Below are 26,518 nucleotides of genomic sequence, written 5' to 3'. Positions count from 1 at the left end.
GTGCAACTATCGATATCCCGCGTCTGCAACAACCAGCGTACGCGGCACAGCTGCACAACGGAAGGACATCCATGCCCGCGGGACTCATCGCCCTCGCACTCGGCGGATTCGGCATCGGCCTGACCGAGTTCGTCATCACCGGCCTGCTGCCCGAGGTGGCGGCCGACTACGGCGTCACCGAGACCACCGCCGGCTGGCTCGTCACCGGGTACGCCCTGGCGGTCATCGTCGGAGCCCTCGGGCTCACCGCCGCGACCACGCGACTCCCCCGCAAGCCCGTCCTGCTCGGGCTGCTCGTGCTGTTCATCGTCGGCAACACCCTGTCCGCGATCGCCCCGACCTACGGCGTGATGATGACCGGCCGCGTCATCGCCGCCCTGTGCCACGGAGCGTTCTTCGGCATCGGCTCGGTCGTCGCCGCGAACATGGTCGAGCGGTCCAAGCGCGCCTCGGCCGTCGCGCTGATGTTCACCGGGCTCACCGCGTCGAACGTACTCGGCGTGCCGTTCGGCACGTTCCTCGGCCAGGCCGCCGGTTGGCGTGCGACGTTCTGGGCGATCGCGGCCATCGGCATCGTCGCCCTGATCGGCGTGCTCGTCCTCGTCCCGGCGGTCCGCTCCACCGAGGTTTCGTCCCTCGCCCGCGAGCTCGGCGCCTTCCGGTCCGGGCAGGTCTGGCTGTCGCTCGGCATGACCGTGCTCGGCTACGGCGGGATGTTCGGCGCCTTCACCTACATCGCGTACACGCTGACCTCGGTGTCCGGATTCCCGTCGTCGGCGGTGCCGTGGCTGCTCATCGTGTTCGGCATCGGGCTGTTCGTCGGCAACTTCGCCGGCGGCAAGCTCGCGGCCCGCTCGATCGACCGCACGCTGCTCGTGGTGCTCGTCGTGCTGACCGTGGTGCTCGCGGTGTTCGCCCTCGTCGCGACCTCGCCGGTGCTCACCGTGATCGCCCTCGTGCTGATGGGGGCATTCGGGTTCGCGACCGTCCCGGCCCTGCAGACGCGGGTGATGCAGTACGCCGACCACGCGCCGACCCTGGCGAGCGGGGCGAACATCGCCGCGTTCAACCTCGGCAACGCGCTCGGGGCCTGGATCGGCGGCCTGACCATCGCCGCCGGGCTCGGGTACACGTCGCCGATCTGGGCGGGGTCGGGGATCACCCTGGCGGCCGTGGTGCTGACGCTCGTGGCGATGGGCGCCGTCCGTCGTGGTCGCTCGGGCGTGGGGACCACGACGACGGGGAGCATCGCGACCGTCTGACGCGGGCGCTTCGGGCCCGAGAACGACGAAACCCCGGTCCGATCGGACCGGGGTTCATCGTCGCGCGGAGACGGAGGGATTTGAACCCTCGGTCCCCTCAAAGGGGACTCCACCTTAGCAGGGTGGTGCACTCGGCCGGACTATGCGACGTCTCCAAGCACTCTCGCGAGCGCTGCGACCACCATACAGGAGGACCGCGCCACTCTCGACCCGACGCACACCCGCGCGTGGCACGACGCATCGCACTCGGTCCCCCGAAGTGGGGACACGTTGGGGTTGTCGGGGCGTACCCCACTGCATAGCATCATCGGGACGCGGCAATCACGTTCCGGGGCTCGTCCCCGTCGTCGCGACACAGCACCCGACGTCGTTCCCCGTGCGGGCCCGGCGCGCCCGATCGCGTGGCGCCCGGCGGGGAGCGGCTTCCCCTGGGGGCGCGGCCCACCACCGCGCCCCCGTTTCTGCGTTCGGGGCGGGGCGGGTGCACTGCTGACGTCCGGGCGCACGCACGCACGGCATCGGTCGGGCCCACGAAAGCGACACTGTGCCGCCGAGCTCAGCCGTCACTGGCGCCAGGGCGACAGAGTGCCGCGGATGTTCGGCGGCAGACTGTCGCTTTCGCGAAGGCGGGCGAGCGACCAGTCGCAGCCGTCCGCCCGCGCCTCAGTACCCGAACGCCTTGGAGCAGGTCTGCTGGTCGGCGGACTGGCCCTCGAGTCCGTCGATGGTCTCGGGCGTCGCCGAGGGGGTGCGCGGTGCGGCGGACGACGGCGCCGCCGGTGTCGCGGGGGTCGCGGGCTCCGGCGCAGCGGCCGGCGACGACGGTGCAGCGGTCGGCTGCGTCGGGTTCGGCTGCGTCGGACTCGTCTGCGTCGGGTTCGTCTCCGACCCGATGCCCGTGCTGTCCGCCCCGAGGGAGAACGACTGGTCGGCCTTGATCTTCGCGAACAGCCGGTCGGCCAGGTACGTGGTCGGCTCGACCTTGCCCTCGTAGACACCGGTGCCGCCCGTGGTGCCCGGGTACTGCACGAAGTTCACCTGCGCCAGCGGCAGGTCGCGCAGCGCAAGGCCCATCTGCACCATCGTCCCGATGTCGTTCAGGCTCTGGGACAGCTGCATGTTCGACGCCGCCGCCCGGGCCAGCTTGTACAGGCGGGCCGGCGAACCGAGGGTGTCGTTCGACTTCACGGTGCGGAGCAGCGACGACAGGAACACCTGCTGGCTCGAGATCCGGCCGAGGTCGGATCCGTCACCGACCCCGTGCCGGGTGCGCAGGAACGCCAGGGCCTCGTCGCCCTGCAGGGTCGAGGTGCCGGCGGGCAGGTTCAGCCCGGTGTACGAGTCGGTGATCGGCTGGGCGACGCAGACGGGCACGCCGCCGATCGCGTTCGACATCTCGATGACGCCCTTGAACGACACCGCGGCCGAGTACTGAATGTCGAGCCCGGTCAGCCCGGCGACGGTCTGGGTGACGCAGTTCAGGCCGCCCTCGCCGAACGAGGTGTTGATCGGCTGCGCCGCCATCGCCGGGGCCGTGCCCGTGCCGTCGGTCTTCTTGCAGGCCGGGATCGGGGTGACGAGGTCGCGCGGGATGCTCACCGCGGTCGCGTTGGTGTGGTCGGCCGAGACGTGCAGCAGGATGTTGACGTCGTTGAGGGTCGCATCGCGCTCCCCGAAGGCCGCACTCTGCTCGGGGTCGTTGTCGGTGCCGACGACGAGCATGTTGAACCCGCCCTTGAAGGCACTGATCGGCTTTGCGCCGCCCTTCGCCTGCGGTGCGGGCTGGCCCTGGATCTCAACGCCGTCACCGAGGTCGTCCGTGACCTGCTTCGCCGCGATCGCCGTGACGGAGACCGAACTGACCAGGGCCACTGCGACGACGGCGGAGACCGTCTTGGCAGCGGTCGCGAAGGGGCTCGAGCGCCGCAGACGTCCGTGCCGTGCGATCCCGGACGCTCGGTTCAAGCGGTGGGATCGATCGCGGACGTCGTTCACGGGCACTCCTGTCGTCGGTGGACACGCCGGGGACGGCAACCGGTCAAGGCTGCCACGACGTTGCCTGACGATCCAGTGCGAGGGACATCGGTGGCGCCCACTGCTCGGTGCCGCGACCTGCGGATCCACGGCGGTCGGCGCGGACCTGAGCGAATCCGCAGCCGAGGTCGGTTCAGGCCGACACGACCACCCGGAAGCGGTCGGGCAGGGCGATCAGGGCGGACGACAGGTCGAGGAGCGCCGCGGCACAGTCGTCGAGGGCGTCTCGCTCAGCAGCAGCCACGGCCCGCTCGACGATCTCGACCCGTCGTCGCCGGTCGACCACGGCATCGATCCCGTTCGCCAGGGCGACGTCGTCGGTGAAGAACATGTCGAGCACGATGCGCTGCGACAGCAACCAGTCGCCGCTGACCGACGACCCGCGGCGCCGCAGGTACCAGGCGCCGAGTTCGACGAAGGCACCGGCTTCGGTCCAGCACTCCCGCAGCCACACCTTGTCGAACCGGTCGTGGTACCCGACGGAGTTCGACGGCGGATCGACGAGCAGAGCCTGGGCGATCCGCAGTCGCTCGATCATCTGGTCGACCGACCACTGCGAGATCACGACACCGACGTAGCGCTGCACGCTGGCCAGCTGCAGCGACTCGAGGGTCACGAGGGCTTCGCGCACCGGTGTGCGCGACACCCGCATGTCCGATGCCAGGGTGTCGAGCCGCAGCCGCTGTCCGCGGCGGTACTCCCCCCGCAGGACGTTGTCGAGCAGTCGCAGGAACACCGCGTCGCGCAGCAGGCTGCGACGCAGGCCGTGGGGATCGAGGCCGCCGGCGCCTGCTCGGATGGGGGTGTGCTCCATCAGCCCAGGCTCACGCACGGACGGCACCCCCGAGGCGAGGGCGGTCGCTGCCGTGGATCGTGGTCGCCGGTGTCGCGCTGTGGAGGAGTGCCATGCAGGCACAGTGACAGCGCTGCGACGGCGGCGCTAAACACTCTGAATACAGAATGTCAGGCCGCCGCCGCAGGGCTCACCTCCGGTCGGACTTCGCGTCCCCGGTGAGCACCGAGAGCGGTTGGGTGACGTCCTCCAGCCCCTTCCGCGCGGCGTCGACCCCGAATACCAAGGCCACCACGCCGCCGCCGATCATCACCGCGGATCCGAGCAGGTACCCCCAGAACAGCGGCTCCCGCGACGAGCCGTCACCGATGAAGGCACCGTAGATCGCCGGCGCGACCGCACCGAAGATCTGCGCCAGGGCGAAGAAGTACGAGATCGCCTGCGACCGCAGCTCGAGCGGGAAGATCTCGCTGACGGTCAGGTAGGCGCTCGACGCACCGGCCGAGGCGAAGAAGAACGACACGCACCAGAACGCGACCTGCACCGTCGCCGAGATCGCGTCCGCCCGGAACAGGAACGCGGACGTGGCGAGCACGAGGCCGGACACCAGGTACGTCAGGAAGATCATCTGGCGACGACCCCAGGTGTCGAAGAAGCGTCCGAGGATGATCGGGCCGAGCAGGTTGCCGATCGCGAACGGGAAGAAGTAGACCGCCGTCTCCGCCGTCTTCAGGCCGAAGAAGTTCGTGAGCACCAGGGCGTAGGTGAAGAAGATCGCGTTGTACAGGAACGCCTGCGTGATCATCATCGTCGCGCCGACGAGCGTGCGGGTCGGGTACTGCTTCAGCAGGACGCGCGCAATGGCCAGGAACCCGACACGGTCGGTCGGCGTGACGGTCATCGCCTTCGACTGGTCGACCTCCGGCAGGGGCTTGCCGGTCGCCTTCTCCACCGACGCCTCGATGCGGGAGACGGTGGCCTCGGCCTCTTCCTCGCGCCCGTGCGTCATCAGCCACCGCGGACTCTCCGGGATGTGGCGTCGCAGGAAGATGATGGCGATGCCGAGCACCGGGCCGAGGAAGAACCCGATGCGCCAGCCGATGTTCTCGGCGAAGTAGGACGTGTCGAGCAGGTAGATGTTCGCGAACGCGCCGAGTGCGGCACCGCCCCAGTACGTGCCGTTGATGGCGATGTCGACGTGCCCGCGGTACTTCGCCGGGATGAGCTCGTCGATCGCCGAGTTGATCGCCGCGTACTCGCCGCCGATGCCCAACCCCGCGACGAACCGGAAGGCCGCCAGGAACCAGAAGTCCTGCGCGAGGCCCGCGATGCCCGAACCGATCAGGTAGATCGCGAGCGTCAGGATGAACAGCTTGCGCCGCCCCAACCGGTCGGACATGCGCCCGAACACCAGGGCACCGACGACCTGGCCGACCAGGTAGATCGTGCCGAGGGACGTCACCTGCTGCGTCGACAGGTTCAGGTCCGCCTGGAAACCCGCGTTCGAGACGATCTGGATCTCGAGACCGTCGAGGATCCAGGACACGCCGAGTCCGACGACGACGCTCCAGTGGAACCGGGTCCACGGCAAGCGGTCCATCCTGGCGGGCACCAGGCTCTTGATGGTTGCGTTCGCGCTGCTCACGGAATGGGACCGTACGCCGAGATCGCCGATGTGGTTCAGATGCGGAACGAGCAACCGGGGGCGGAGCCGGATCCCCCTACTTCGAATCCGGCTCCGTCGCCGGGATCTCAATGATCGCAAGTGCGATGGAAACCCACAAGCGGACGGGAGGCCCGGTGCGGGCCCGCCACGCGCCTCCAGTCCGACCCTGGTCGCCGTCGCGAACGCGGCGTAGCGTCGGAGAGGTGACCCGACCTGACATCCGCACGGTCGGCGAGCTCCGCACCTCTGGTCACGTCCAGAAGACGGTCCGCGCCGAGATCCGCGACAACCTGCTCACCGCCCTGCGCCAGGGCACCGATCCGTGGCCCGGCCTGCACGGCTTCGAGACCACCGTCATCCCCCAGCTCGAACGCGCCCTGATCGCCGGGCACGACGTCGTCCTGCTCGGCGAGCGCGGCCAGGGCAAGACCCGCCTGCTCCGCACCCTGCAGGGCCTGCTCGACGAGTGGACGCCGGTCATCACCGGCTCCGAGCTGGGCGAGCACCCGTACGAACCGATCACCACCGCCAGCATGCGGCGCGCCGACGACCTCGGCGACGCCCTGCCGATCAGCTGGCGGCACCGCGACGACCGCTACGTCGAGAAGCTCGCGACGCCGGACACGAGCGTCGCCGACCTGATCGGCGACGTCGACCCGATGAAGGTCGCCGAGGGCCGCAGCCTGGGCGACCCGGAGACCATCCACTTCGGACTCGTCCCCCGCGGGCACCGTGGCATCGTCGCGATCAACGAGCTGCCCGACCTGGCCGAACGCATCCAGGTCGCGATGCTCAACGTGATGGAGGAGCGCGACGTCCAGATCCGCGGCTACGTGCTGCGGCTGCCGCTCGACGTGCTCGTCGTGGCGAGCGCGAACCCCGAGGACTACACGAACCGCGGCCGGATCATCACGCCGCTGAAGGACCGCTTCGGCGCCGAGATCCGCACGCACTACCCGATCGAGCTCGACGACGAGATCGCCGTCATCCGGCAGGAGGCCCAGCTGACGGCCGAGGTCCCCGACGCCCTGATCGAGATCCTCGCCCGGTTCACGCGGGCACTGCGTGGTTCGAGCGCCGTCGACCAGCGCAGCGGTGTGAGCGCCCGGTTCGCGATCGCCGGTGCCGAGACGGTGTCCGCGGCCGCGGTGCACCGCGCAGCGCGCCAGGGCGAGGACGAGGCGGTCGCCCGGCCGATCGACCTCGAGACCGCGGTGGACGTCCTCGGCGGCAAGATCGAGTTCGAGAACGGCGAAGAGGACCGGGTCGACGAGGTCCTCGAGCACCTGCTCCGCACCGCGACCGCCGAGACCGTGCGCTCCCGCTTCAAGGGTCTCGACTTCGCGGTGCTCGTGGACGCGCTCGACGGCGGCACGATGGTGACCACGGGCGAGCAGGTCAGCGCCCGGGCGTTCCTCGAAGGCCTGCCGTCGATCGGCGAGTCCGACCTGTACGACCAGGTGTGCGACCGGACGGGTGCCACGAACGACGGCGAACGGGCCGGCGCGATCGAGCTCGCCCTCGAGGGCCTGTTCCTCGCCCGGCGCATCAGCAAGGAGTCCGGCGGGGGCGAAGCCGTCTATGGCTAGGCAGAACCGGCGCCTGACGCGCGACACCCGGTACGGCCGGTACACCGACGGACCCGACCCGCTCGCCGCCCCGGTCGACCTGGCCGAGGCGCTCGACGCCATCGGGCAGGACGTGATGGGCGGCACGTCGCCCGAGCGCGCGATGCGGGAGTTCCTGCGGCGCGGCGGCCGGACGCAGCGCGGTCTCGACGACCTGGCCCGCCGGGTGGCCGAGCGACGCCGCGAGCTGACGAGCAAGAACAACCTCGACGGCACCCTGCAGCAGGTGCGCGAGCTCCTCGACCAAGCGCTGCTCGCCGAGCGGGGGGAGCTCGCCCGCAACGTCGACCTCGACGACGGCGACCGTGCCCTGGCCGAACTGCAGCTCGACAGCCTGTCGCCCTCCCCCGCCGCCGCCGTGCAGGAACTCGGCGACTACGACTGGACGAGCCCGACCGCGCGGCAGAAGTACGACGAGATCAAGGACCTGCTCGGCCGCGAGGTGCTCGACCAGCGCTTCGCCGGCATGAAACAGGCGCTCGAGGGTGCCACCGACCAGGACCGGGCCGCCGTCAGCGCGATGATGCAGGACCTCAACGCCCTGCTCGAGGCGCACGCCCGCGGCGAGGACACCCAGCAGCAGTTCGACGACTTCATGGACCAGCACGGCGAGTACTTCCCGTCGAACCCGGCGAACGTCGACGAGCTGCTCGACGACCTGGCAGCCCGCGCGGCCGCGGCGCAGCGCATGCGCAACTCGATGACCCAGGAGCAGCGGGACGAACTCGACGCCCTCGCCCAGCAGGCCTTCGGTTCCCCCGACCTGATGGGGCAGCTGTCCCACCTCGACCGCACCCTGCGCGCACTGCGTCCCGGCGAGGACTGGGGCGGATCCGAGCGCATGGAGGGCGAACAGGGGCTCGGGCTGGGCGACGGCACCGGGGTGTTCCAGGACATCGCGGACCTCGACGCCCTCGCCGACCAGCTCGCCCAGTCCGGACCGGGCTCGGAGCTCGACGACCTGGACCTCGACGCGCTGTCCCGGCAGCTCGGCGACGAGGCTGCGGTCGACGCGAAGACCCTGCAGCGCCTCGAGCAGGCGCTCCGGAACTCCGGGGCGATGCGCCGCGGTGCCGACGGGCAGCTCCGGCTCACCCCGAAGGCGATGCGGCAGCTCGGCAAGAGCCTGCTCAAGGACGTCGCCCAGCGGATGTCCGGTCGCCAGGGCGCGCGGGACCTCCGTCGCTCGGGTGCCGCGGGCGAGCCGTCGGGGGCGTCACGGCAGTGGGCGTTCGGTGACACCGAGCCCTGGGACATCCCCCGGACGATCACGAACGCCGTGGTGCGGACGGCGGCGAGCGGACGACAGGGTGCGGGCGTGCACCTGAGCATCGAGGACGTCGAGGTGCAGGAGACCGAGGCGCGCACCCAGGCCTGCGTCGCGCTGCTCGTCGACACGTCGTTCTCGATGGCGATGGAGGACCGCTGGGTCCCGATGAAGCGCACCGCCCTGGCGCTGCACACCCTGGTGTCGACCCGGTTCCGCGGCGACGACCTGCAGCTCATCGCCTTCGGTCGCGAGGCCGAGGTGATGGACGTCGAACAGCTCGTCGGTCTCGACGCGATGTGGGACAAGGGCACGAACCTGCACCACGCCCTGCTGCTCGCCAACCGGCACTTCCGGAAGCACCCCACGGCCCAACCGGTGCTCCTCATCGTCACCGACGGCGAGCCGACGTCGCACCTCGAGCCGAACGGGCAGGTCTGGTTCGACTACCCGCCCGACCCGGTGACGATCGCGCTGACCGTGCGGGAGCTCGAGAACGCCGGACGCCTCGGCGCCCAGACGACGTTCTTCCGGCTCGGCGAGGACCCGGGGCTCGCCCGGTTCATCGACGCGATGGCGAAGCGGGTGGACGGCAGCGTCGTGGCGCCGGAGAACGACGACCTCGGGGTCGCCGTGGTCGGTTCGTACCTCGGCTCGCGTCGCGGGGCCGGCGGCGCGCTCTTCCGCGACGACTGGGGGCTCTGAAGCCCACACGAGACGGACGGGAGGCCCGTGGCGACACCGCCACGGGCCTCCAGTCCGTCCCTGGGTGCGTCTAGAACAGCGGCCAGGGCACGGCGGGGCCGTGACCGGGCGGCGGCGGGAAGATCCCGACGGCGCGCAGGGCCGCGCAGCGCGCCCGGAGCGTGTCGATCTCCTCGTCCGTCAGGTGCTCGGCGAGCTCGTCGCCGAGACCGCCGCGCAGGGCTTCGGACACCCGGTCGAGGCCCTCGAGCTCGTCCGGCCCGAGCGGCTCCCCGATCCAGCCCCACAAGACAGTCCGGAGCTTGTGCTCGACGTGGAAGGTGAGCCCGTGGTCCACGCCGAAGCGGTGGCCGTCGGGCATCGCGAGCACGTGCCCGCCCTTGCGGTCGGCGTTGTTCACGACGACGTCGAAGACGGCCATCCGGCGCAGGGCCTCGGAGTCCTCGTGCACGAGCGTCACGGGCTGGTCGTGTTCGTCGATGGCCTCGAGCACGGGCAGCCAGGGCGAACCGTCCGCCTCGGCGAGCTCCGGCGTCACCAGGTCGACGGCGTCCTGCTCGGGGTCGACGTCCTGCCAGCGCTGCACCATGCCGGGCCCGAACGGACCGTCACCCATCCACGTGGGTGGGACGACACCCCAGCCGAACGCCTCGGAGACCAGGTGCGCGGCGATCTCGCGGCCGGCGAGCGTGCCGTCCGGGAAGTCCCACAGCGGGCGCTCGCCCTCGACGGGCTTGTAGACGACGGCCGCGCCGTCGAGTTCGGCGAGGAAGGTGGCGTTGGACGCCTCACGGATGCGCGCCCGGACGGACAGCGAGCCGTCGCTCATGCGTCGCCGGGCGGACGACCGGCGGCGACGACCTCGCGCGTGCGCTCGACGAAGGCCCGGGCGGTGCCGACCGGGATCTTCACCTGGAACAGCTCGGCGGGCTCGGGGATCTCGACGACGGCCTCGATCTCGATGCCGTCCTCGCTCTCCTCGGACACGATCTCGACCTCGTCGTCGATCGGGTACGCCTCGATGACGACCTGCGCGGTGGACGGGTCGAAGCCCAGGCTCAGGGCCCCGGCGCGGAACTCGGCCTCGACGGGCTGGTCGAGCGGCTCCGGGTCGCGGAGTTCGACGGGCACCGACGGCGGCACGCTGAAGCGGTTGTCGTCGACGGTCGCCACCTCGTCGAGGAGCTCGTCGATCTTGTCGGCGAGCACGGCGGTCTGCTCCTTCTCGAGCGCGACGCTGGTGACGCGCCGACCGGAGCGGGCCTGGATGTAGAAGGCGCGCTCACCCGGACGGCCGATGGTGCCGACGACGAGGCGGTCCGGCCAGTCGAAGCCGTGGACGATGGTGGGCATACCCGCATTGTAGGAGCGCTCGGCTCCGGCCGTTCAGGGTCCGGCAGGTCCCACGGGCGCGTCGGGTGCCGGACGCCCGGTGCCGGTGTGCGCATCGGGTTCCGGATGGCCCGCGCCGCCGCCGACCGCGGCGTCCCCGCTGGGTGCCGGGGCGGTGCGCAGCCAGGACAGATCGCCCGACTCGGTGTTCGTCGCGACGACCTCGGGGCGGTGCTCGCCGTAACGCACGACGGACACCGAGGCCGGGCCGACGCCGATGCGCTGGAACAGGTCCAGGTGCATGCCGAAGGCGTCGGCGAGGACGCTCTTGATGATGTCGCCGTGGCTCACCGCGACCCAGACGGCGCCGGGTCCGTGCTCCGCCTCGATCTCGGCGTCGATGCGCCGGACGGCCGCGACGGCCCGGGACTGCATCGTCTGCATGGACTCACCACCGGGGAACACGACGGCGCTCGGGTTCGCCTGCACCGTGCGCCAGAGGGGCTCCTTCGCCAGGTCGGCGAGCTTCCGGCCCTGCCACTGCCCGTAGTCGGCCTCGGTGATGGCCCGCTCGATCAGCGAGGCGGGTGCACCGGTCTGCCGGTCCGTCTGCCGGTCCGTCTGCCGGTCCAGGATCGCGCGGGCGGTCTGCCGGCAACGCTCGAGCGGACTCGACACCACGGCGACGACGGGCACCGCGGCGATGCGCTCCGCGGTCCGCTCGGCCTGGGTGCGGCCGACGGCGTCGAGTCGCACGCCGGCGGTGCGTCCGGCCAGGACGCCGGTGGCGTTCGCGGTGGTGCGTCCGTGACGGACGAGGAGGACGGTCGCCATGCGCCCGATCCTAAGCGCGGGACGCGGTCGCCCTTGACGGGCCGCCCGGGGACCGATCAGATGGGGCCATGGCCGGGCGGCATCGACTCGCACTCTTCGCCACGTCGACGGTGACCGGGTTCGGGATCGCGACGTGGATCACCCGGACGCCTGCGATCCGCGATGAGCTCGGAGCCTCGATCGAGGCGATGGGCCTCGTCCTGCTCGGGCTGTCGATCGGGTCGATGATCGGCATCCTCGGCGCCGGAGCGCTGGTGCGACGGACCGGCAACCGCCCGCTCATCCTGCTCGGGGGCGCGCTGCCCGTCGTCGGCATGGTGCTCGTCGCGCTGCTCGCCCCGGCGCAGGTCGCCGCCGGGGTCTGGGCCGGGCTGTTCCTGATCGGCTTCGGGGCGGGCGTCGCCGAGATCGGGCTGAACGTCGAGGCCGCCGCGGTCGAGCGGCAGATCGGACGACCGGTCGTGCCGGTACTGCACGCGTGCTTCAGCCTCGGCAGCGTGGTGGGTGGGGTCGTCGGCATCGCCATGACGGCGGCGGGGACCCCGGTCCGGGTGCACCTGCTCGTCGGCGCCGCGGTGATGGCCGCGCTGGCGGTGTTCGCGGCGCTGAACCTGCGGCCGGTGCCTCGTGAGACACCGACCGATGCGCCTGCCGTTGCCCGCGGCACCCGTCGGGGAGCCCGCCGCTCCGTCCTCACCGTGCAGCTCGCCATGATCGCTGTCATCACGCTGGCGATGGCCTTCGCCGAGGGTGCCGCGAGCGACTGGCTCCCGCTGCTGATGACCACCGACCACGACGCCCCCGAGTCCGTCGGGTCCCTCGTGTTCACCGGGTTCGCCCTCGCCATGCTCATCGGTCGTGCGGCCGGCACCCCGCTCGTCGCCCGGTTCGGTCGCGCCCCGGTCGTCCGGGTCTGTGCCGCGGTCGGTGGGGTGGGGGTCCTGCTCGTCGTGCTGTCACCGAGTCCGGTCGTCACCGCGGCGGCCGCCGGCGTCTGGGGTCTGGGCATCGCCCTCGGGTTCCCGCTGTCGATCTCCGCCGCGGGCGACCACCCCACCGACGGCGACCGCCGGGTGTCGGTGGTGGCCACCGCCGGGTACATCGCGTTCCTGGTGGGGCCGCCGCTGCTCGGGTTCGTCGGGGAGCACCTCGGCCTGCAGACGGCGATGCTCGTGCCGCTCGTCCTGCTGGTCGCGGCGTTCCTGGTCGCCCCGGCGACGCGGGGACAGGACACCGGTCGGACGATCGAGCCGTCGGAACCGGCGCGGCGGCCGTCCGGTCGGTAGCGTCTCCGGCATGCCGTTCTTCCGCGACGCTCCGCGCCCGACCACCCCAGCCCCGCCGTCCAGGGTCCAGGCCGCGTGGTCCGACTCCGCCGGGCACTTCGCGACCCGGTGCCTGCAGCTCATCATCGTCGTGGTGGTCGTCGCCGGCATCGTCTGGGCGAGCAACATCCTGAGCGTCGTCACGATCCCGGTGCTCCTCGCGCTCATCATCGCGTCCGCCATGCACCCGGTGGTGTCGTGGCTCCGCAAGCACCGGGTGCCGTCGGTGCTGGCCACCCTCGCGGTGCTCATCGGCGTCCTCGCGATCCTGGGGCTGATCGGCTGGCTCATCGTCGTCGCCGTCGAGAACCAGTGGGCACAGCTGCAGAAGTCGGCCGTCGACGGGTTCCAGCAACTGCAGGAGTTCGCGAAGAACCTGCCGTTCTCGATCTCGGACAAGCAGATCGACGACGCGGTCGCGTCGGCGTCCGACTTCGTCACGAGCGCCCAGTTCGGATCCGGTGCACTCGCCGGCGCCTCGGCCACCGCGAACTTCCTGACCGGGCTCGTCCTGATGATCGTCGTGCTGTTCTTCTTCCTGAAGGACGGCCCGAGCATCTGGGAGTTCCTGCTCCGCCCCTTCACCGGTGAGCGCTACGCCCGCGCACGTCGCGTCGGCGACCGGGTCGTCTCCACCCTCGGCGGGTACGTCCGCGGCACCGCCACGGTTGCGGCGGTCGACGCGATCGGCATCGGAGTCGGCATCGCCATCGTCGGCGTCCCGCTCGCCCTGCCGCTGGCCGTCATCGTCTTCATCACGGCGTTCATCCCGATCGTCGGTGCAACCGCCGCCGGCATCCTCGCCGCCCTGGTCGCGCTCGTGGCCCTCGGTCCGGTGCAGGCGCTCATCGTGATCGGCATCGTGGTGCTGGTGAATCAGCTCGAGGGCAACCTGCTGCAGCCGGTCCTGATGGGGCGCACCCTCAAGCTGCACGGCCTCGTCATCCTGATCGGGCTGACCGCCGGCACCGTCCTCGCCGGCATCACCGGCGCGATCATCTCGGTGCCGCTGATCGCCGCGGCCTGGGGCGCGATCCTGGTGTGGGACGGCCCGAACACCCCGGCACGACCGTGGCGGAAGAAGCGCAACGAGGACGTCACCGCGCACGAGCTGCCGCAGGGCTGATCCGCAGCGCCGATCCGTGAGGCGCGTTGCGGACATCCGCTTCGCGCAGCGGCCTTCCACCCAGCAGGATGGAGGAGTGCTCGTCTCCATCGTCTACATGAGCCGTGCCGTCGTCCCCTTCGACGACCAGGCCATGGCGGTGCTGCTCGCGGAGTCCCGGCTGCGCAACGAAGCGCTCGGGGTCTCCGGGCTCCTGCTCGCGAAGGGCGGCCGGTTCATGCAGCTGCTCGAGGGGCCGGCGTGGAGCGTGCAGGACCGGTACGACGTGATCGCGAAGGACCGCCGTCACGGTGAGGTGAAGTCACTCGTGCGCGAGGACATCGAGCGCCGACGGTTCGACGGCTGGTCGATGGCCTACCGCGCGCTCGACGACTCGGACATCCGGTCCGAAGCGGGCTTCAGTCCCTTCCTGTCCGGCACGATGGACTTCCCGCGCTCGTTCGACCGGACGAGTGCTGCCTGGCTGCTGAAGTGGTTCCGCGACCGCGAGCTGCACGACCTCTGAACCGACCCAGGACCCCGTCGCCGGATCAGCGTTCGGTGAACTCGTCCTCGACGACGCCGAGCAGCCGGTCGCGGTGCTTCGGGTCCGCCGTCGCCGCGATCACCACGCGCCACATCGTCGCCACGGCCGGCATCAGGTCGGTGCGCCGCGTCCGGACGTCGGACACGAGCTGCACGCCCGTGAAGTAGGGCACCACCGTCGACCCGAGCTGCTCAGCGGTCAGGTCCGTCCGGAGTTCCCCACTCGCGACCGCCAACCGGAACACGTCGACGATCCCACCGATCCACTGCTCGTAGAAGCTCAGCGTCGCGGTCTGGAACTCGCCGCGCTCCAGCGACAGCCGGATCCCGGCCCGCACGATCGGGTCGGTCCGGAGCAGGTCGGCGATGCCGTGCGACGCCCCGATCAGCGCGGCGACGGGCGAGCTGTCGGTGTGGCTGACGACGTCGAAGGTGCGGGCGTTCTGCTCGCCGATGACGCCGAGCGCCAGGGCGAGCTTCGTCGGGAAGTGGAAGTGCAGGGTGCCCTGCGAGACACCCGCCGCGCGGGCGATGCCCGCGATCGTCGCGCCGGCGAAGCCGACGCGGTCGAACTCCTCCGCCGCGGCCACCAGGATCTGCTCACGTCGTTCCACGGGACCAGTCTCACAGTCTGGAGGGACGGTGCCAGCTGGCACCGCGCCTCCAGTCCGAGGGGTGGTGCGGCTCAGGCTGCGTGCCGGCCGAGCGTGATGCGCTCCTCGGGCAGGTCCTGCAGGTCGCGCCCACGGAACCAGCGGAGCAGCCAGTCGGCGGGCGTGCCCGCCACCCCGGTCGGCAGACCGGTGCGGTCGCTGAGGAAGGTACTGAACCCGGGCTCGTCACGGAGCTCGTCCCCGGTCGGGCTGCCGAACGCCATCGCCCAGCCGTCGAACCGACGCGTGCTGATGGACTCACGCGACAGCGACTTCACGCCGGTGTGCCGCGGGTCGCGCTCGATCGCGGCGAAACGGTCCTCGACGCTCCAGACCGGACCCTCGAGCACCTGCATGAAGCGGCCGCCCTTGGCGAGCAGGAGCCCGGAGACGCCGAGCGCGTGGTTGCGGAGCCGCGCCTCACGCAGCATGGCGACCAGCTGGTCGTCGGTCAGGTCGTCGACGGCGACGGACATGTAGACGAGGGAGGTGAGGGAGGTCATCCCCTGCAGTCTGGGTCGTGGTCGGCGGCACGGTCAACGCGTCGTCCGCACACCGCACCGGACGGTGCGGCATGCGGACGACGGGCGGGGTTTCGATCAGGTGAGGGCGAGCAGGTTGTTGACCTGCTCGTTGACCCCGGTCAGCGTCGAGATCGGCTTGCCGTTCGCGTAGACGTCATCGAAGGCGGGCTGCAGCAGGGCCTGCACGTCGGCGGGGTTCTTCGTGACCGGGAACAGGAACGTGGTGTCCTCCTCGACCTGCCGGGTGAACGCCGAGACATCGAGCCCGCGCTTCCGGAACGACGCCACGGCAGCCTCGGTGCCAGCGGGACGAGCGGGGAACACGATCCCGCTCTCACCGACGATCCGCTGCGCCTCGTCGCTGCCCAGGAACGCCACCCACTTCGCCGCGGCCTCGGGGTCCTTCGCCTGCTTCGTGATCGAGTCGCCGAGCCCGTTGAACATCGACGCACGATGACCCGACGGGCCGATCGGGGTCGGGGCGACCGCGACGTCGAGGTCCTCCATGCCGAGGTACGAACCGATCATCCACGAGCCGTTGAACGACAGCGCGCACTTGCCCGCGCCGAGCTGGACCTCGGGCCCGGTCGTGGTGGAGAACACCCCGTACTTCGCCATGTAGCCCTTCTCGGCCAGCCGGTAGTACCAGGCGAGGGTGTCCTGCACGACGCGCTCGTCGTAGCGGAACCTGTCACCCCAGGGGTTCTCGTTCGTGTAGAACCAGTCGACCGATCCGGTGAACGGTGACCACTGGGTCTGGCCGAAGCCGTCACCGCCCGAACCGTTCGACGAGATGCCGTAGACGGCGACGTCGTCCTTGTCGAAGCCGTCCTCGTCGCCGCGGCGGCCCTTCGAGTCGACGGTCAGCCGCGCGAGCATCCGTTCGAACGTGCCGCCGTCGTCCGGGTTCCACTCGAGCGACCCGAGCTCCTCGGCGGAGACCCCGGCCTTCGCCATCGCCTTCTGGTCGTAGAACATCGCGACGGTGTCCCAGTCCTTCGGCGAGCCGTAGCGGTGGCCGTCCTGGCCCTTCCACAGTTCGGCGAGTCCGGACTGGTAGTCGTCGTCCCGGATCCCCTTCGTGGCGTCGAGTTCGTCGAGCTTGTAGAGCACGTCGAGGTCGGCGTACTGCGGGAACTTCGTCAGGTGGTCGGTGAAGACGTCGGGCGCGGTGCCGGCGATGAAGCCCGCGGTGAGCTTGGTCCAGTAGTCGTTCCACCCGAGCTGGGTGATCTTCACGGTGATGTCCGGGTTTGCGCGGTGGAACGCGTCGGCGACGGCCTGGTACGCGGGCTGCTGGTTGGCGTCCCAGAGCCAGTAGCTCACGGTGCGCGCACCCGACCGGTTCGTCGTGCGGCGACCGGGCGACGAGCAGGCGGCGAGTGCGCCGAGGGCCAGGGCCGAGGCGCCGCCGGCGAAGAGCGTGCGGCGGGTCAGTTGGTTCGTCATGGTGTTCGTCCTGTCCGACAGCCGGGTCACTTGATCCCGGAGAAGCCGATGGAGTTGACGATCCGCTTGGCGAAGACGCCGAACAGCAGGATCATCGGGAGCGCCGCCACCAGGGTCGCGGCCATGAGCCCGGCCCAGTCGGTGCCGGACTGCGGGGTCTGCGACTTGAAGACGCCGAGCGCGACGGTCAGCACCCGCGAGCTGTCGGTGTACGACACCATGAGGGGCCAGAAGTAGTCGTTCCAGCTCGTGATGTACGTCAGCACGGCGAGGGTGGCGATCGGGGCCGCCGCCATCGGGATGACGAGCCGGAAGAACACGCGGACCTTGCCGGCGCCGTCGATGAGCGCCGCCTCTTCGACCTCCTTCGAGATGCCGAGGAAGAACTGCCGCAGGAAGAACACCGCGAACGGGGTCATGAACATCGTCGGCAGGGCGATGCCGAGCAGGTTGTCGACGAGCCCGAGCTGCTTGATGAGGGTGAAGTTCGGCAGCAGCGTGAAGATCGCGGGGACCATCAGCCCGGCCAGGAACACCCCGAACACCTTGTCGCGACCGGGCCAGCGCAGCCGGGCGAAGGCGTAGGCGGCCGCTGCCGAGAAGAACACCTGACCGACGGTGACGAGCGTCGACACCAGGATCGAGTTGAGCAGGTACCGCCAGAAGTTCAGGGCGGCGCCGGAACCGCCCTGCGCCAGTGCCTCTTCGGTGGACTGCAGGCCGAAGACCCGCTCGAACCCGCCCAGGCTGAACCCGACGGGCAGCAGCGAGGTGGGGTCGGAGTTGATCGCGGTGTTCGACGACAGCGCGGTGCGCAGGATCCAGTAGAACGGGAACAGGGTGACGACGATGACGAGGATCATCGCGACCCAGGCCAGAACCCGGCCGAGCGACGGGCGACGACGGTGGCCGGCGCCCATCCGCGGCGGGCGGGACGTGGTGACGGAACGGGTGAGTGTCGTGGTCATGGCGCTTCCGTTCAGTCCAGGTCGGACTCACCCGAGCGGGTGAGGCGGTACTGGATGATCGTGATGATGCTGAGGACGATGAGGAGCGCGACCGAGACCGCGGACGCGTAGCCGAACTGGAACCGGCCGAACGCCAGGTTGTAGATGTAGTTCTGCACGACGTTCGTGGCGTTCGCGGGGCCGCCCTGCGTGGTGACGGCGACGGTGTCGAACACCTGGAACGACCCGATCACGGTGATGATCAGCACCAGCGACAGGATCGGGCGGAGCAGCGGCACCGTGATGCGCCAGAACATCTTCCACTCGCTCGCACCGTCGATGCGTCCGGCCTCGTACACGGTCTCGGGCAGCGACTGCAGGCCGGCGAAGATGAGCAGTGCCGTGTAGCCGACGTGCCGCCAGACGTTGATGAGCGCGATCGAGGGGATGCCCCAGACGTCGCTCTGCAGGAACGGGATGCGGTCGAGCCCGAGTGCGGCGAGCATCTCGTTGCCGATGCCGAGCTGGGTGTCGAGGATCCAGAGCCAGACCAGGGCGGCGACGACGTTCGACACCAGGTACGGCGCGAGCACGATGCCGCGCACGAAGGTCGACTTCGTCAGCCGGTGCATCATCACGGCGATGAACAGCGCGACGACGGTCTGGATGACGATGTTGATGAGCACGTACTCGACGGTCACCACCATCGAGTGCCAGAAGATCGAGTCCTGCACCAGGCGGGCGTAGTTCTGCAGGCCGGTGAACTCGGGCTCGGTGAGCAGGTTGTACGACGTGAAGCTCAGGTAGATGCCCCGCACGGTCGGCCAGGCGAGGAACACCGCGAACCCGACAGCTGCCGGGGCGATGAAGACGAGCGCGAGCCACAGGTCGTTCCTGGGGCGGCGCCGTGGTGCGGTGGTGCGGGCACGGGCGAGGTCGGCGGACCGACTCCTCCGTCTCGTGCTGGCGGTCGTCAAGGGTGACGACACAGGGCTCTCGGTTGCCATCGCGACTCCTTCGTCTGCGGTGGACTGACGTGCAGCAGTCCGTGAGCCGGGAATCTACACGTGGGGACCACTGCTGGCAAGAGGCTCTTTCCGGGCTGTCGGCGGGGGTTGTCACGTGTAGACAGCATGTGTCAGGATGGCGCTCGATCGCATCGGAGCGACCCGCTCGGCGACGCATCCCACACCCCTGGAAAGGTCACTGATGATCTCTGTCGGAATGGTCGGCGCGGGCCAGTTCGCCCCCCAGTTCGCCAAGCTGTTCAAGCTCCACCCCGACGTGGACCGGGTCTACGTCACGGACCTCGTCGACGAGCGCGCGTCCGAACTCGTCGAGACGCAGCACCTCGACGGCACGTTCCCGGACTTCGACGCCGTCCTCGCCTCGGACGTCGACGCCGTCGCGATCTTCACGCAGCGCTGGACCCACGGCCCGCTCGTGGTCAAGGCCCTGCGCGCCGGCAAGCACGTGTACTCCGCCGTGCCGATGGCGATCTCCGTCGACGAGATCCGCGACATCATCCAGGCGGTCCGCGAGACCGGCCTGACCTACATGATGGGCGAGACGAGCTACTACAACCCCGCGACGGTGTTCGCCCGGAAGCAGGTCGCCGCCGGCGCCTTCGGCCGGGTGTTCTACGCCGAGGGCGACTACGTGCACGACATGGACCTCGGCTTCTACGCCGCGTACCAGTACAGCGGCGGCGACGAGTGGAAGCGGACCGCCAGCTACCCGCCCATGCTCTACCCGACGCACTCGGTCGGCGGGGTCCTCGGCGCGATCCCCGGGCACGCGGTCAGCGTCAGCTGCATCGGTGTGAAGGACGACCGCGGCGACGGCGTCTTCGACAAGGACGTCAGCCAGTTCGACAACGACTTCTCGAACGCCACCGCCCTGTTCGAGCTCGACAACGGCGGGGTCATGCGCATCAACGAGATGCGTCGCGTCGGCTACCCGTCGCACATCCGTGAGTCGCGCTTCCGCTACTTCGGCACCGAGGCCAGCTTCGAGCAGCTCGCGAAGACCAGCGTCTGGCAGGACAAGGAGGACTCGTACGACATCAGCGACAAGATCGACACGCAGGCGACGATGTCCCTCGACGACCCGCGCCTGGCCGACGTCGACCCGTCCCTGCGCGACGCGTTCGTCTCCGGCTACGCCGAGGTGCACGACACCGACCGTCTGCCCGCCGAGTACGACGGCGTGCCGACCGGGCACGAGGGCAGCCACCAGTTCCTCGCGGACGACTTCGTCCGTGCCGTCGTCGACCGGACCCTGCCGCCGGTGAACGCCTGGACGGCCGCGCGCTTCACCCTGCCGGGCATCATCGCCCACCAGTCCGCGCTGCAGGGCGGCGCCCGCCTCGACGTGCCGGACTTCGGTGACGCCCCCGAGACGACGAGCGCTGCGACGGCGAGCGCACCGACGTCAGCGGGCAGCACGTCGTCGGCTACGATCGCGTCCGAGTAACACGTGTCGTTCGGGTGCCGGTCCGTCGTGGGCCGGCACCCGAACGACGCTCCTGGACCCGACGAAGGTGGCACCCGTGACCGTCCCGACGAACCCGAGGGCGGTCACCCGTGCGGACGTCGCCCGCTACGCCGGGGTCAGCACCTCCGTCGTGAGCTACGTCGTGCACGACGGACCGCGCCCCGTGGCCGCCGCCACCGCCGCCCGGGTGCGCGAGGCCATCCGCGTCCTCGGCTACCGCCCGAACGCGAGCGCCCAGGCCCTGCGCACCGGCTCGTCGAAGATGCTCGGCCTGATCGTGCCCGAACTCGACAACCCGTTCTGGTCCGAGCTCGCCGTCGCCGTCACCCACGCCGCGGCTGCGCGCGGCTACGACGTGCTGCTCGCCAACAGCGACGGCGATGCCGCCCAGGAGCGCGAGCGGCTCCGCAGCCTGTCCGCGCGCCAGGTCGACGGCATCATCGTGACGAGCATCATGACCCACCCCGACCTGTCGACCGTCACCGACCCCGGCCTGCCGATGGTCCTGCTCAACACGTTCTTCGAGGTCCCCGAGTACGCCAGCATCGGTGTCGACGCCCTGCGTGGTGCCCTCGACGGCACGCAGCACCTGGTCGAGCACGGCTACCGCTCGATCGGCCTCGTGATGGGGCACACCGGCTCGATGGAGCTCCGCGAGCAGGGCTGGATGCGTGCCCTGCGCCAGGCTGGCCTGCCCGACGGGCCCATCGTCCGCACCGACTTCACCCGGCGCGGAGGCTACGAAGCCGGCCTCCGGATGTTCGCCGACGAGACCGGCCCCCGAGCCGTCTTCGTCAGCTCCGACATGCAGGCGATCGGCGTCATGCGCGCACTGTGGGAACTCGGTCTGCGCGTCCCCGAGGACGTCGCGATCGTGTCGTTCGACGGCGCGGCCGAGGCGGACTACACGAACCCGCAGCTCACCACGGTCCGGCAGCCGATCGAGACGATGGCGGTCGCCGCGGTCGACCGCGTGCTCGGCCTCGACGCCGACAACCAGTGGCACCGCGACCTGGTCCCCGCCGAGTTGGTCCTCGGCGCGAGTTGCGGGTGCGACGTGCGTCGCTGACGCACCCACCGACAGCCTGGGGGCCCACGCCGCCGGTTCCGGACCGACGCGCCAGCGGCGGGCCGGCCGTGCCGGTGGGGAGGCGCGGGACGGGGCCGCCACGGGCCTCCAGGCCGTCAGCTGGTCGCGTTCAGGACGCCGGCTCCATGACGGCGCGGAGGCGCGCGGTCGGGATGCGCTCCTGCGCATCCACGGTCACGGCGGCGGCCTCGACCGCCTCGCCGGTCTCCGCGTCGACGAAGCGCAGGTCCGACTTCCGCTCGGACGGCCGGTGCCGGTCTGCCCAGCCCCCGAGGGCGAGCAGCACGAGCGACAGGTCGCGGCCTGCGTCGGTCAGGACGTACTCCTCGCGGGCACGTGCCCCCTCGGGCTTGTAGGTCGTGCGCTCGAGCACTCCCCCGTCGACGAGTGAGGCCAGGCGTGCGGTCAGGACCTCGCGCGGGATGCCGAGGCTCTGCTGGAACTGGCTGAAGCGGGTCGAGCCACCGACGGCGTCGCGGACGATCATGAGCGTCCACTTCTCGCCGAGGACGTCGAGGGAGCGTGCGATGGGGCAGCGCTCGTCGCCGCCGAGGATGCCGAGCATGCGTTCATCCTAGCTGGGTTCGATTTCCGGACACAACGTGCTAGGTTCGGTTTTCGTACTCAACTTCTCTTCTTTGGAGCATTCATGACCGACCTCACCAACGCCGTCGTCCTCGTCACCGGAGCGAACGGCGGCCTCGGCGCCGAGTTCGTCCGCCAGGCCCTGGAGCGTGGCGCCACCAAGGTCTACGCGACCGCCCGCAACCCCCGTACCTGGGACGACGAGCGCATCGTCCCGCTCGCCCTCGACGTCACGAGCCAGGAGAGCGTCGACGCCGCGGCCCGCACCGCAGCCGACGTGACCGTCGTCGTGAACAACGCCGGGATCGCCGGCTCCGACCCGCTCGTCGACGTCTCCGTCGAAGAGGTCGAGCGCATCTTCGCCACCAACGTCTTCGGTGCACTCCGCGTCGCCAAGGCCTTCGCCCCCTCGATCGCCAACGGTGCGCTGATCGACGTGCACTCCGCCCTGAGCTGGGTCGCCCTCGCCGGCGCGTACTCGGCGTCGAAGGCCGCGTTCTGGTCGATCACGAACTCCCTGCGTCTCGAGCTCGCACCCCAGGGCACCCAGGTCGTCGGCGCCCACCTCGGCTACACCGACACCGGCATGATCGCCGACCTCGACGTCGAGAAGTCCGACCCCGCCGACATCGTCCGGTCGATCTGGGACGCGGTCGAGGCCGGCGAGCACGAGGTCCTCGCCGACCAGGTCAGCCGCGACGTCCGTGCCGGCCTGAGCGCCCCGCTCACCGCGCTCTACCCGATGCTCGCCAGCGCCTGAGGCCGGTTCTCGTCGGGACGGTGACGGTTCTGGTTCACGAACACCCGGGTTCCTGAACCAGAACCGTCACCCGCCCCGATCGCGTCAGCCGCCCGCGCCGCGGTCGGTGATCCGACGGTTCGTGGCGGTGATGGCGGACCGCTCGTCGTCGGACAGACCACCGGCGTGGAGGATCCGGCTCAGCACGTCGCTCTTCCGCTCGATGTAGTCGTCGATGTCCTCGGCCTCGGTGGCTGCCCGGCGTTTCACGGCGGCGTACTCGTCGCGCAGCACCGGGTCGGCACGCAGCACGTCGCGGACGGCCAGGTGGTTCCGCAGCGCGAGCGACCCGGCCGCGACGACGTAGGTGTTGGTCGGGGCGAACCGCTCCGGTGCCCGGAACGCCTGCCTGTCCGGGACGCCGAGTTCACCGCGCGGCTCGAAGCCGATCGTCGCCATCGCCGCCACTGCAGCCGGGACGTCGGCAGCGTCCACCACGACGTCGACGTCGAGCACGGGCTTCGCCGCCAAGCCCGGCACGGACGTGCTGCCCACGTGCTCGATGCTCCGGAACGGCACGTCGGCGCCGTCGAGCGCGGCGGCGTACGCGTCGTGGAGCTGCCGGAACCGCTCGGGCCAGGACGACCGGTACTCGACGACCTCGATCACGGGGCCGGCGTCGGCGCGAGGAGCTGGAACATGACGTGGTCGCGCCAGACGCCGTTGATCTTGATGTACTCCGGCGCGAAGCCGTACCGGGTGAAGCCCGCCGACTCGAGCGCGCGCTGCGAGCCGACGTTCTCGGGCAGGGTCTCAGCCTGCACGCGGTGCAGGCGGAGCACGTCGAACGCGTGATCGGCCGCCGCGCGGACAGCGCGGGACGCGTGGCCCTGTCGCGTGCGGTCGGCGCGGATCCAGTACCCCATCGCGCACGACTGCAGGGCGCCGCGGACGACGCCGCTCAGCGTGATCCGGCCGAGGAGTTCCCCGTCGGTCGACTCGATGACGAACGGCACCGCGTTGCCCGCGCGCTGCGTGGCGAGGGCCTGCGTGATGACGTCCCGCTGCCCGGACTCCGTGTAGTACGACGGCGCTCGCGCCGGTTCCCACGGTCGCAGGTGGTCGGCGTTCTCGGTGATGACCGCAGCCAGGACGGCCGCGTCGTCGAGGCGGAGTGGGCGCAACCGTGTGTCCATCGCGGAGGGTGTGGGATTCGAACCCACGAGACATCTCTGCCCACCTGTTTTCAAGACAGGCTCCATCGGCCGCTCGGACAACCCTCCAGTGACGCGACCACGTGGCGAGACGTGATCGCGTCCCGGGAAGTCTACCCGGGCCTCCAGGCAGGGGTGCGCGCGAGCGCGGACTAACGGGGCAGGGAGTCGAGCGCCGCTGCCAGGCCGTCGTCGGTGATGCCGCCGGTGAGCTCGTTGCCGGCGTCGACGACGTCGTCGGGGGCCTGGCCCATGACGACGCCGCGACCGGAGGTCGAGGCCCAGCGGAGCATGTCGATGTCGTTGCGGCCGTCGCCCGCGGCGAAGACGCGGGAACGCGGGATGTCGAGCCACTCGCGCACGCGCTCCATCGCGGTGGCCTTCGTCACGCCCTCCGGAGCGATGTCGAGCCACGACGTCCAGCCGACGGAGTACGAGACCTTGTGCAGGCCCATCTGCTCGACGATCTGCAGGAAGTCCTCGGTGTCGTGGCCGGGCGAGATGACGACGACGCGGGTGGCCTCGACGCCGAGCAGCTGCTCGAACGGCACGTGCTCGCCCTCGACGGTCATCGTGTCGTCGGGGAAGTTGCCGGACAGCAGGAAGTGACCGGTCTCGTCCTCGACGCCGAACGCGGCGTTCTCGAGCGCGCCGTGGATGGTCTGCAGCACCTCGGACGGGTCGAACCGCTCGACGTGTTCGCGCACGTAGGAGCCGTCGGCGCGGCGGGCCAGGATGAGCGCACCGTTCGCGCAGACCAGGTACTTCGGCCGGATGCCGAGGGTCTCGAGCAGGGGCACGGTCATGCCCTCGCTGCGGCCGGTCGAGAGCATGACCTCGTGCCCGGCGGCCTCGGCGTCACGGACTGCCGCCACGACGGCCTCGGTGATGACACCGTCCTCGCGCATGGTGGTGCCGTCGATGTCGAGCGCGACCAGCCAGCGCTTGGTGCGGGCGGGCGCGTCGGTGCCCGCGCCCTGCTCGGTGCCGTCCACGAACCGTCCCTGGGTGCTCATCGGGGCTCGATCACCTCGACGCCACCGAGGTAGGGGCGCAGGACCTCCGGCACGACGACGGAACCGTCGGCCTGCTGGTGCGTCTCGAGGATCGCGACGATCCAGCGGGTGGTGGCGAGGGTGCCGTTCAGTGTGGCGACCGGGGCGGTCTTGCCGCTCTCGGTGCGGTAGCGGATGTCGAGGCGGCGGGCCTGGTACGTCGTGCAGTTCGACGTCGAGGTGAGCTCGCGGAACGTGCCCTGCGTCGGGACCCAGGCCTCGATGTCGTACTTCTTCGCGGCGCTCGTGCCGAGGTCACCGCCGGCGACGTCGATCACGCGGTAATGCAGCCCGAGGTCCTGCAGCATCTGCTCCTGGTGGGAGACGAGGCGCTCGTGCTCGGCCTCGGCCTGGTCCGGGTGGACGTAGGCGAACATCTCGAGCTTGTTGAACTGGTGCACGCGGAGGATGCCGCGGTTGTCCTTGCCCGCCGAACCGGCCTCGCGGCGGTAGCAGGTCGACCAGCCGGCGTAGCGGTGGGCCTGTCCTTCCTCGAGCGGAAGGATCTCGTCGGCGTGGAACCCGGCGAGGGCGACCTCGCTCGTGCCGGTCAGGTACAGGTCGTCGGCTTCGAGCCGGTAGACCTCGGCCGCGTGCTCACCGAGGAAGCCGGTGCCGGCCATCGTCTCGGGGCGGACGAGCGTCGGGGTGATGAGCGGCTCGAAGCCGGCGGCGATCGCACGGTCGAGGCCGAGCGACATCAGTGCGATCTCGAGCCGGGCGCCCAGGCCGCGCAGGAAGTAGAAGCGCGAGCCGGAGACCTTCACGCCGCGGGGGATGTCGATGATGCCGAGGTGCTCGCCGAGGTCGGCGTGGTCCTTCGGCTCGAAGTCGAACTCGGGCTTGGTGCCGACGGTGCGGAGCGTGACGAAGTCGTCCTCGCCGCCCTCGGGCACACCGGGGAGCACGACGTTCGGGATGCCGCGGACGACGGTGTTGAAGGTGTCCTCGGCCGCGGTGACGGTGGCCTGCGCCTCCTTCACCTTCGCGGCGAGGGCCTGGGCCTGCTGCACGAGCGCGGCCTTCTCGTCCTTCGGGGCCTTGGCGACGGTCTTGCCGAAGGCGTTCTGCTCGGCGCGGAGCGACTCGAACGAGGTGATCGCGCTGCGGCGGGCGGAATCGGCGGCGACGGCTTCGTCGACGACGGCCACGGAGGCACCACGCGCCCGCTGTGAAGCCTTGATGACGTCCGGGTTGTCGCGAAGCAGCTGTGGATCGATCACCGCCCCATCCTAGACGGGGCAACCGCACGCAGCCTCGATCGGTAGC

25 protein-coding genes and 2 tRNA genes are annotated in these 26,518 nt (G+C 70.5%); 9 read left to right on the top strand and 18 right to left on the bottom strand.

The features are described 5' to 3' along the window. The first annotated feature begins 71 nt into the window (after positions 1–71). Complete coding sequence (locus HP445_RS05610; protein WP_128780821.1) at positions 72–1,262, top strand: MFS transporter; 1,191 nt, start codon at positions 72–74, stop codon at positions 1,260–1,262. 65 nt (positions 1,263–1,327) lie between these two features. Here the strand turns inward: HP445_RS05610 and HP445_RS05605 are convergent. The 4 genes from HP445_RS05605 to HP445_RS05590 all read right to left on the bottom strand — a co-directional run bounded on the left by HP445_RS05605 (position 1,328) and on the right by HP445_RS05590 (position 5,734). Next, a tRNA-Ser gene (locus HP445_RS05605) sits at positions 1,328–1,417 on the bottom strand. A gap of 508 nt (positions 1,418–1,925) precedes the next feature. Next, entirely contained in the window at positions 1,926–3,227 is a 1,302-nt protein-coding gene (locus HP445_RS05600) for an LCP family protein (RefSeq protein WP_254699451.1), read from the bottom strand. Positions 3,228–3,429: 202 nt separating this feature from the next. Then, on the bottom strand, positions 3,430–4,110 hold the full coding sequence (locus HP445_RS05595) for a GntR family transcriptional regulator (protein WP_111029874.1): 681 nt from the start codon (positions 4,108–4,110) through the stop codon (positions 3,430–3,432). A 169-nt stretch (positions 4,111–4,279) separates the two neighbouring features. After that, positions 4,280–5,734 (bottom strand): MFS transporter, encoded by a 1,455-nt coding sequence (locus HP445_RS05590; RefSeq protein WP_308201621.1) that lies wholly within the window; start codon positions 5,732–5,734, stop codon positions 4,280–4,282. A gap of 224 nt (positions 5,735–5,958) precedes the next feature. Here HP445_RS05590 and HP445_RS05585 point away from each other — a divergent pair, with 224 nt between their 5' ends. Both HP445_RS05585 and HP445_RS05580 read left to right on the top strand, forming a co-directional pair. Then, positions 5,959–7,344: a MoxR family ATPase gene (locus HP445_RS05585; RefSeq protein WP_128780819.1), complete on the top strand. Its 1,386-nt coding sequence runs from the start codon at positions 5,959–5,961 to the stop codon at positions 7,342–7,344. Further along, positions 7,337–9,355: a vWA domain-containing protein gene (locus HP445_RS05580; RefSeq protein ID WP_128780818.1), complete on the top strand. Its 2,019-nt coding sequence runs from the start codon at positions 7,337–7,339 to the stop codon at positions 9,353–9,355. Before HP445_RS05585 ends, HP445_RS05580 begins: the two co-directional genes overlap by 8 nt. A gap of 70 nt (positions 9,356–9,425) precedes the next feature. Here the strand turns inward: HP445_RS05580 and HP445_RS05575 are convergent, their stop codons facing one another. The 3 genes from HP445_RS05575 to HP445_RS05565 are packed head-to-tail and all read right to left on the bottom strand — an operon-like array spanning position 9,426 to position 11,521. After that, complete coding sequence (locus tag HP445_RS05575; RefSeq protein WP_128780817.1) at positions 9,426–10,184, bottom strand: SCO1664 family protein; 759 nt, start codon at positions 10,182–10,184, stop codon at positions 9,426–9,428. After that, positions 10,181–10,708: a DUF3090 domain-containing protein gene (locus HP445_RS05570; protein WP_071406497.1), complete on the bottom strand. Its 528-nt coding sequence runs from the start codon at positions 10,706–10,708 to the stop codon at positions 10,181–10,183. Before HP445_RS05570 ends, HP445_RS05575 begins: the two co-directional genes overlap by 4 nt. A gap of 33 nt (positions 10,709–10,741) precedes the next feature. Next, positions 10,742–11,521 carry an MSMEG_4193 family putative phosphomutase gene (locus tag HP445_RS05565; protein ID WP_128780816.1) on the bottom strand — a complete coding sequence of 260 codons (780 nt, stop codon included), beginning with the start codon at positions 11,519–11,521 and terminating at the stop codon, positions 10,742–10,744. Between the two features lie 68 nt (positions 11,522–11,589). Between HP445_RS05565 and HP445_RS05560 the strand changes: the two genes are divergently transcribed. The 3 genes from HP445_RS05560 (at position 11,590) to HP445_RS05550 (ending at position 14,477) form a co-directional block, all read left to right on the top strand. Next, on the top strand, positions 11,590–12,807 hold the full coding sequence (locus tag HP445_RS05560) for an MFS transporter (protein ID WP_128780815.1): 1,218 nt from the start codon (positions 11,590–11,592) through the stop codon (positions 12,805–12,807). 10 nt (positions 12,808–12,817) lie between these two features. Continuing rightward, positions 12,818–13,972 carry an AI-2E family transporter gene (locus HP445_RS05555; RefSeq protein WP_128780814.1) on the top strand — a complete coding sequence of 385 codons (1,155 nt, stop codon included), beginning with the start codon at positions 12,818–12,820 and terminating at the stop codon, positions 13,970–13,972. Between the two features lie 76 nt (positions 13,973–14,048). Further along, the gene (locus tag HP445_RS05550) at positions 14,049–14,477 is read left to right on the top strand and encodes a BLUF domain-containing protein (RefSeq protein WP_017888306.1); all 429 of its coding nucleotides are present in this window, start codon (positions 14,049–14,051) and stop codon (positions 14,475–14,477) included. Positions 14,478–14,502: 25 nt separating this feature from the next. Here the strand turns inward: HP445_RS05550 and HP445_RS05545 are convergent, their stop codons facing one another. The 5 genes from HP445_RS05545 to HP445_RS05525 form a co-directional block, all read right to left on the bottom strand. Beyond that, entirely contained in the window at positions 14,503–15,111 is a 609-nt protein-coding gene (locus HP445_RS05545) for a ScbR family autoregulator-binding transcription factor (RefSeq protein ID WP_164941198.1), read from the bottom strand. Positions 15,112–15,182: 71 nt separating this feature from the next. After that, positions 15,183–15,653, bottom strand: coding sequence for a BLUF domain-containing protein (locus HP445_RS05540; protein ID WP_051596847.1), 471 nt, complete (start codon positions 15,651–15,653; stop codon positions 15,183–15,185). A 96-nt stretch (positions 15,654–15,749) separates the two neighbouring features. Continuing rightward, the gene (locus HP445_RS05535; protein WP_206647616.1) at positions 15,750–17,123 is read right to left on the bottom strand and encodes an ABC transporter substrate-binding protein; all 1,374 of its coding nucleotides are present in this window, start codon (positions 17,121–17,123) and stop codon (positions 15,750–15,752) included. Positions 17,124–17,149: 26 nt separating this feature from the next. Beyond that, positions 17,150–18,091 (bottom strand): carbohydrate ABC transporter permease, encoded by a 942-nt coding sequence (locus HP445_RS05530; RefSeq protein WP_027466099.1) that lies wholly within the window; start codon positions 18,089–18,091, stop codon positions 17,150–17,152. Between the two features lie 11 nt (positions 18,092–18,102). Next, complete coding sequence (locus tag HP445_RS05525) at positions 18,103–19,077, bottom strand: carbohydrate ABC transporter permease (protein ID WP_228516654.1); 975 nt, start codon at positions 19,075–19,077, stop codon at positions 18,103–18,105. 202 nt (positions 19,078–19,279) lie between these two features. On the opposite strand from HP445_RS05525, the gene HP445_RS05520 reads away from it, so the two are divergent. After that, positions 19,280–20,545 (top strand): Gfo/Idh/MocA family protein, encoded by a 1,266-nt coding sequence (locus HP445_RS05520; protein WP_372440197.1) that lies wholly within the window; start codon positions 19,280–19,282, stop codon positions 20,543–20,545. Positions 20,546–20,621: 76 nt separating this feature from the next. Further along, on the top strand, positions 20,622–21,635 hold the full coding sequence (locus tag HP445_RS05515) for a LacI family DNA-binding transcriptional regulator (protein ID WP_232536521.1): 1,014 nt from the start codon (positions 20,622–20,624) through the stop codon (positions 21,633–21,635). Positions 21,636–21,765: 130 nt separating this feature from the next. On the opposite strand, the gene HP445_RS05510 is transcribed toward HP445_RS05515, so the two are convergent. After that, a complete protein-coding gene (locus HP445_RS05510; RefSeq protein WP_128780811.1) occupies positions 21,766–22,221 on the bottom strand; it encodes a winged helix-turn-helix transcriptional regulator in 456 nt (151 codons plus the stop codon). Between the two features lie 84 nt (positions 22,222–22,305). On the opposite strand from HP445_RS05510, the gene HP445_RS05505 reads away from it, so the two are divergent. Then, positions 22,306–23,001, top strand: a complete 696-nt coding sequence (locus HP445_RS05505; protein WP_111029862.1) for an SDR family oxidoreductase — start codon at positions 22,306–22,308, stop codon at positions 22,999–23,001. A gap of 84 nt (positions 23,002–23,085) precedes the next feature. Here HP445_RS05505 and HP445_RS05500 read toward each other — a convergent pair whose 3' ends face one another. The 5 genes from HP445_RS05500 to serS all read right to left on the bottom strand — a co-directional run bounded on the left by HP445_RS05500 (position 23,086) and on the right by serS (position 26,472). Then, complete coding sequence (locus HP445_RS05500) at positions 23,086–23,649, bottom strand: GrpB family protein (RefSeq protein WP_128780810.1); 564 nt, start codon at positions 23,647–23,649, stop codon at positions 23,086–23,088. Next, positions 23,646–24,176 carry a GNAT family N-acetyltransferase gene (locus HP445_RS05495; protein WP_111032926.1) on the bottom strand — a complete coding sequence of 177 codons (531 nt, stop codon included), beginning with the start codon at positions 24,174–24,176 and terminating at the stop codon, positions 23,646–23,648. The genes HP445_RS05500 and HP445_RS05495 overlap by 4 nt, the downstream gene beginning before the upstream one ends. 2 nt (positions 24,177–24,178) lie before the next feature. Next, positions 24,179–24,263: transfer RNA gene (locus HP445_RS05490), tRNA-Ser, on the bottom strand. Positions 24,264–24,346: 83 nt separating this feature from the next. Beyond that, the gene (locus HP445_RS05485) at positions 24,347–25,210 is read right to left on the bottom strand and encodes an HAD family hydrolase (RefSeq protein ID WP_084741461.1); all 864 of its coding nucleotides are present in this window, start codon (positions 25,208–25,210) and stop codon (positions 24,347–24,349) included. Beyond that, positions 25,207–26,472, bottom strand: coding sequence for a serine--tRNA ligase (gene serS / locus HP445_RS05480; protein WP_128780809.1), 1,266 nt, complete (start codon positions 26,470–26,472; stop codon positions 25,207–25,209). The genes HP445_RS05485 and serS overlap by 4 nt, the downstream gene beginning before the upstream one ends. Positions 26,473–26,518: the final 46 nt, after the last annotated feature.

The sequence above is a fragment of the Curtobacterium flaccumfaciens genome (assembly GCF_013359815.1).
Lineage (GTDB): Bacteria > Actinomycetota > Actinomycetes > Actinomycetales > Microbacteriaceae > Curtobacterium > Curtobacterium flaccumfaciens.
Note: the sequence above shows the minus strand (reverse complement) of the source record. Positions and strands in the feature narration are given on the sequence as shown.

What these genes read in the sequence shown, in the direction of transcription:
- HP445_RS05610 (WP_128780821.1), top strand. Translation starts at nt 72, where the DNA reads ATGCCCGCGGGACTCATCGCCCTCGCACTCGGCGGATTCGGCATCGGC.
- HP445_RS05595 (WP_111029874.1), bottom strand. Translation starts at nt 4,110, where the DNA reads ATGGAGCACACCCCCATCCGAGCAGGCGCCGGCGGCCTCGATCCCCAC.
- HP445_RS05580 (WP_128780818.1), top strand. Translation starts at nt 7,337, where the DNA reads ATGGCTAGGCAGAACCGGCGCCTGACGCGCGACACCCGGTACGGCCGG.
- HP445_RS05575 (WP_128780817.1), bottom strand. Translation starts at nt 10,184, where the DNA reads ATGAGCGACGGCTCGCTGTCCGTCCGGGCGCGCATCCGTGAGGCGTCC.
- HP445_RS05570 (WP_071406497.1), bottom strand. Translation starts at nt 10,708, where the DNA reads ATGCCCACCATCGTCCACGGCTTCGACTGGCCGGACCGCCTCGTCGTC.
- HP445_RS05565 (WP_128780816.1), bottom strand. Translation starts at nt 11,521, where the DNA reads ATGGCGACCGTCCTCCTCGTCCGTCACGGACGCACCACCGCGAACGCC.
- HP445_RS05560 (WP_128780815.1), top strand. Translation starts at nt 11,590, where the DNA reads ATGGCCGGGCGGCATCGACTCGCACTCTTCGCCACGTCGACGGTGACC.
- HP445_RS05555 (WP_128780814.1), top strand. Translation starts at nt 12,818, where the DNA reads ATGCCGTTCTTCCGCGACGCTCCGCGCCCGACCACCCCAGCCCCGCCG.
- HP445_RS05540 (WP_051596847.1), bottom strand. Translation starts at nt 15,653, where the DNA reads ATGACCTCCCTCACCTCCCTCGTCTACATGTCCGTCGCCGTCGACGAC.
- HP445_RS05535 (WP_206647616.1), bottom strand. Translation starts at nt 17,123, where the DNA reads ATGACGAACCAACTGACCCGCCGCACGCTCTTCGCCGGCGGCGCCTCG.
- HP445_RS05530 (WP_027466099.1), bottom strand. Translation starts at nt 18,091, where the DNA reads ATGACCACGACACTCACCCGTTCCGTCACCACGTCCCGCCCGCCGCGG.
- HP445_RS05525 (WP_228516654.1), bottom strand. Translation starts at nt 19,077, where the DNA reads ATGGCAACCGAGAGCCCTGTGTCGTCACCCTTGACGACCGCCAGCACG.
- HP445_RS05520 (WP_372440197.1), top strand. Translation starts at nt 19,280, where the DNA reads ATGATCTCTGTCGGAATGGTCGGCGCGGGCCAGTTCGCCCCCCAGTTC.
- HP445_RS05510 (WP_128780811.1), bottom strand. Translation starts at nt 22,221, where the DNA reads ATGCTCGGCATCCTCGGCGGCGACGAGCGCTGCCCCATCGCACGCTCC.
- HP445_RS05505 (WP_111029862.1), top strand. Translation starts at nt 22,306, where the DNA reads ATGACCGACCTCACCAACGCCGTCGTCCTCGTCACCGGAGCGAACGGC.
- HP445_RS05495 (WP_111032926.1), bottom strand. Translation starts at nt 24,176, where the DNA reads ATGGACACACGGTTGCGCCCACTCCGCCTCGACGACGCGGCCGTCCTG.
- HP445_RS05485 (WP_084741461.1), bottom strand. Translation starts at nt 25,210, where the DNA reads ATGAGCACCCAGGGACGGTTCGTGGACGGCACCGAGCAGGGCGCGGGC.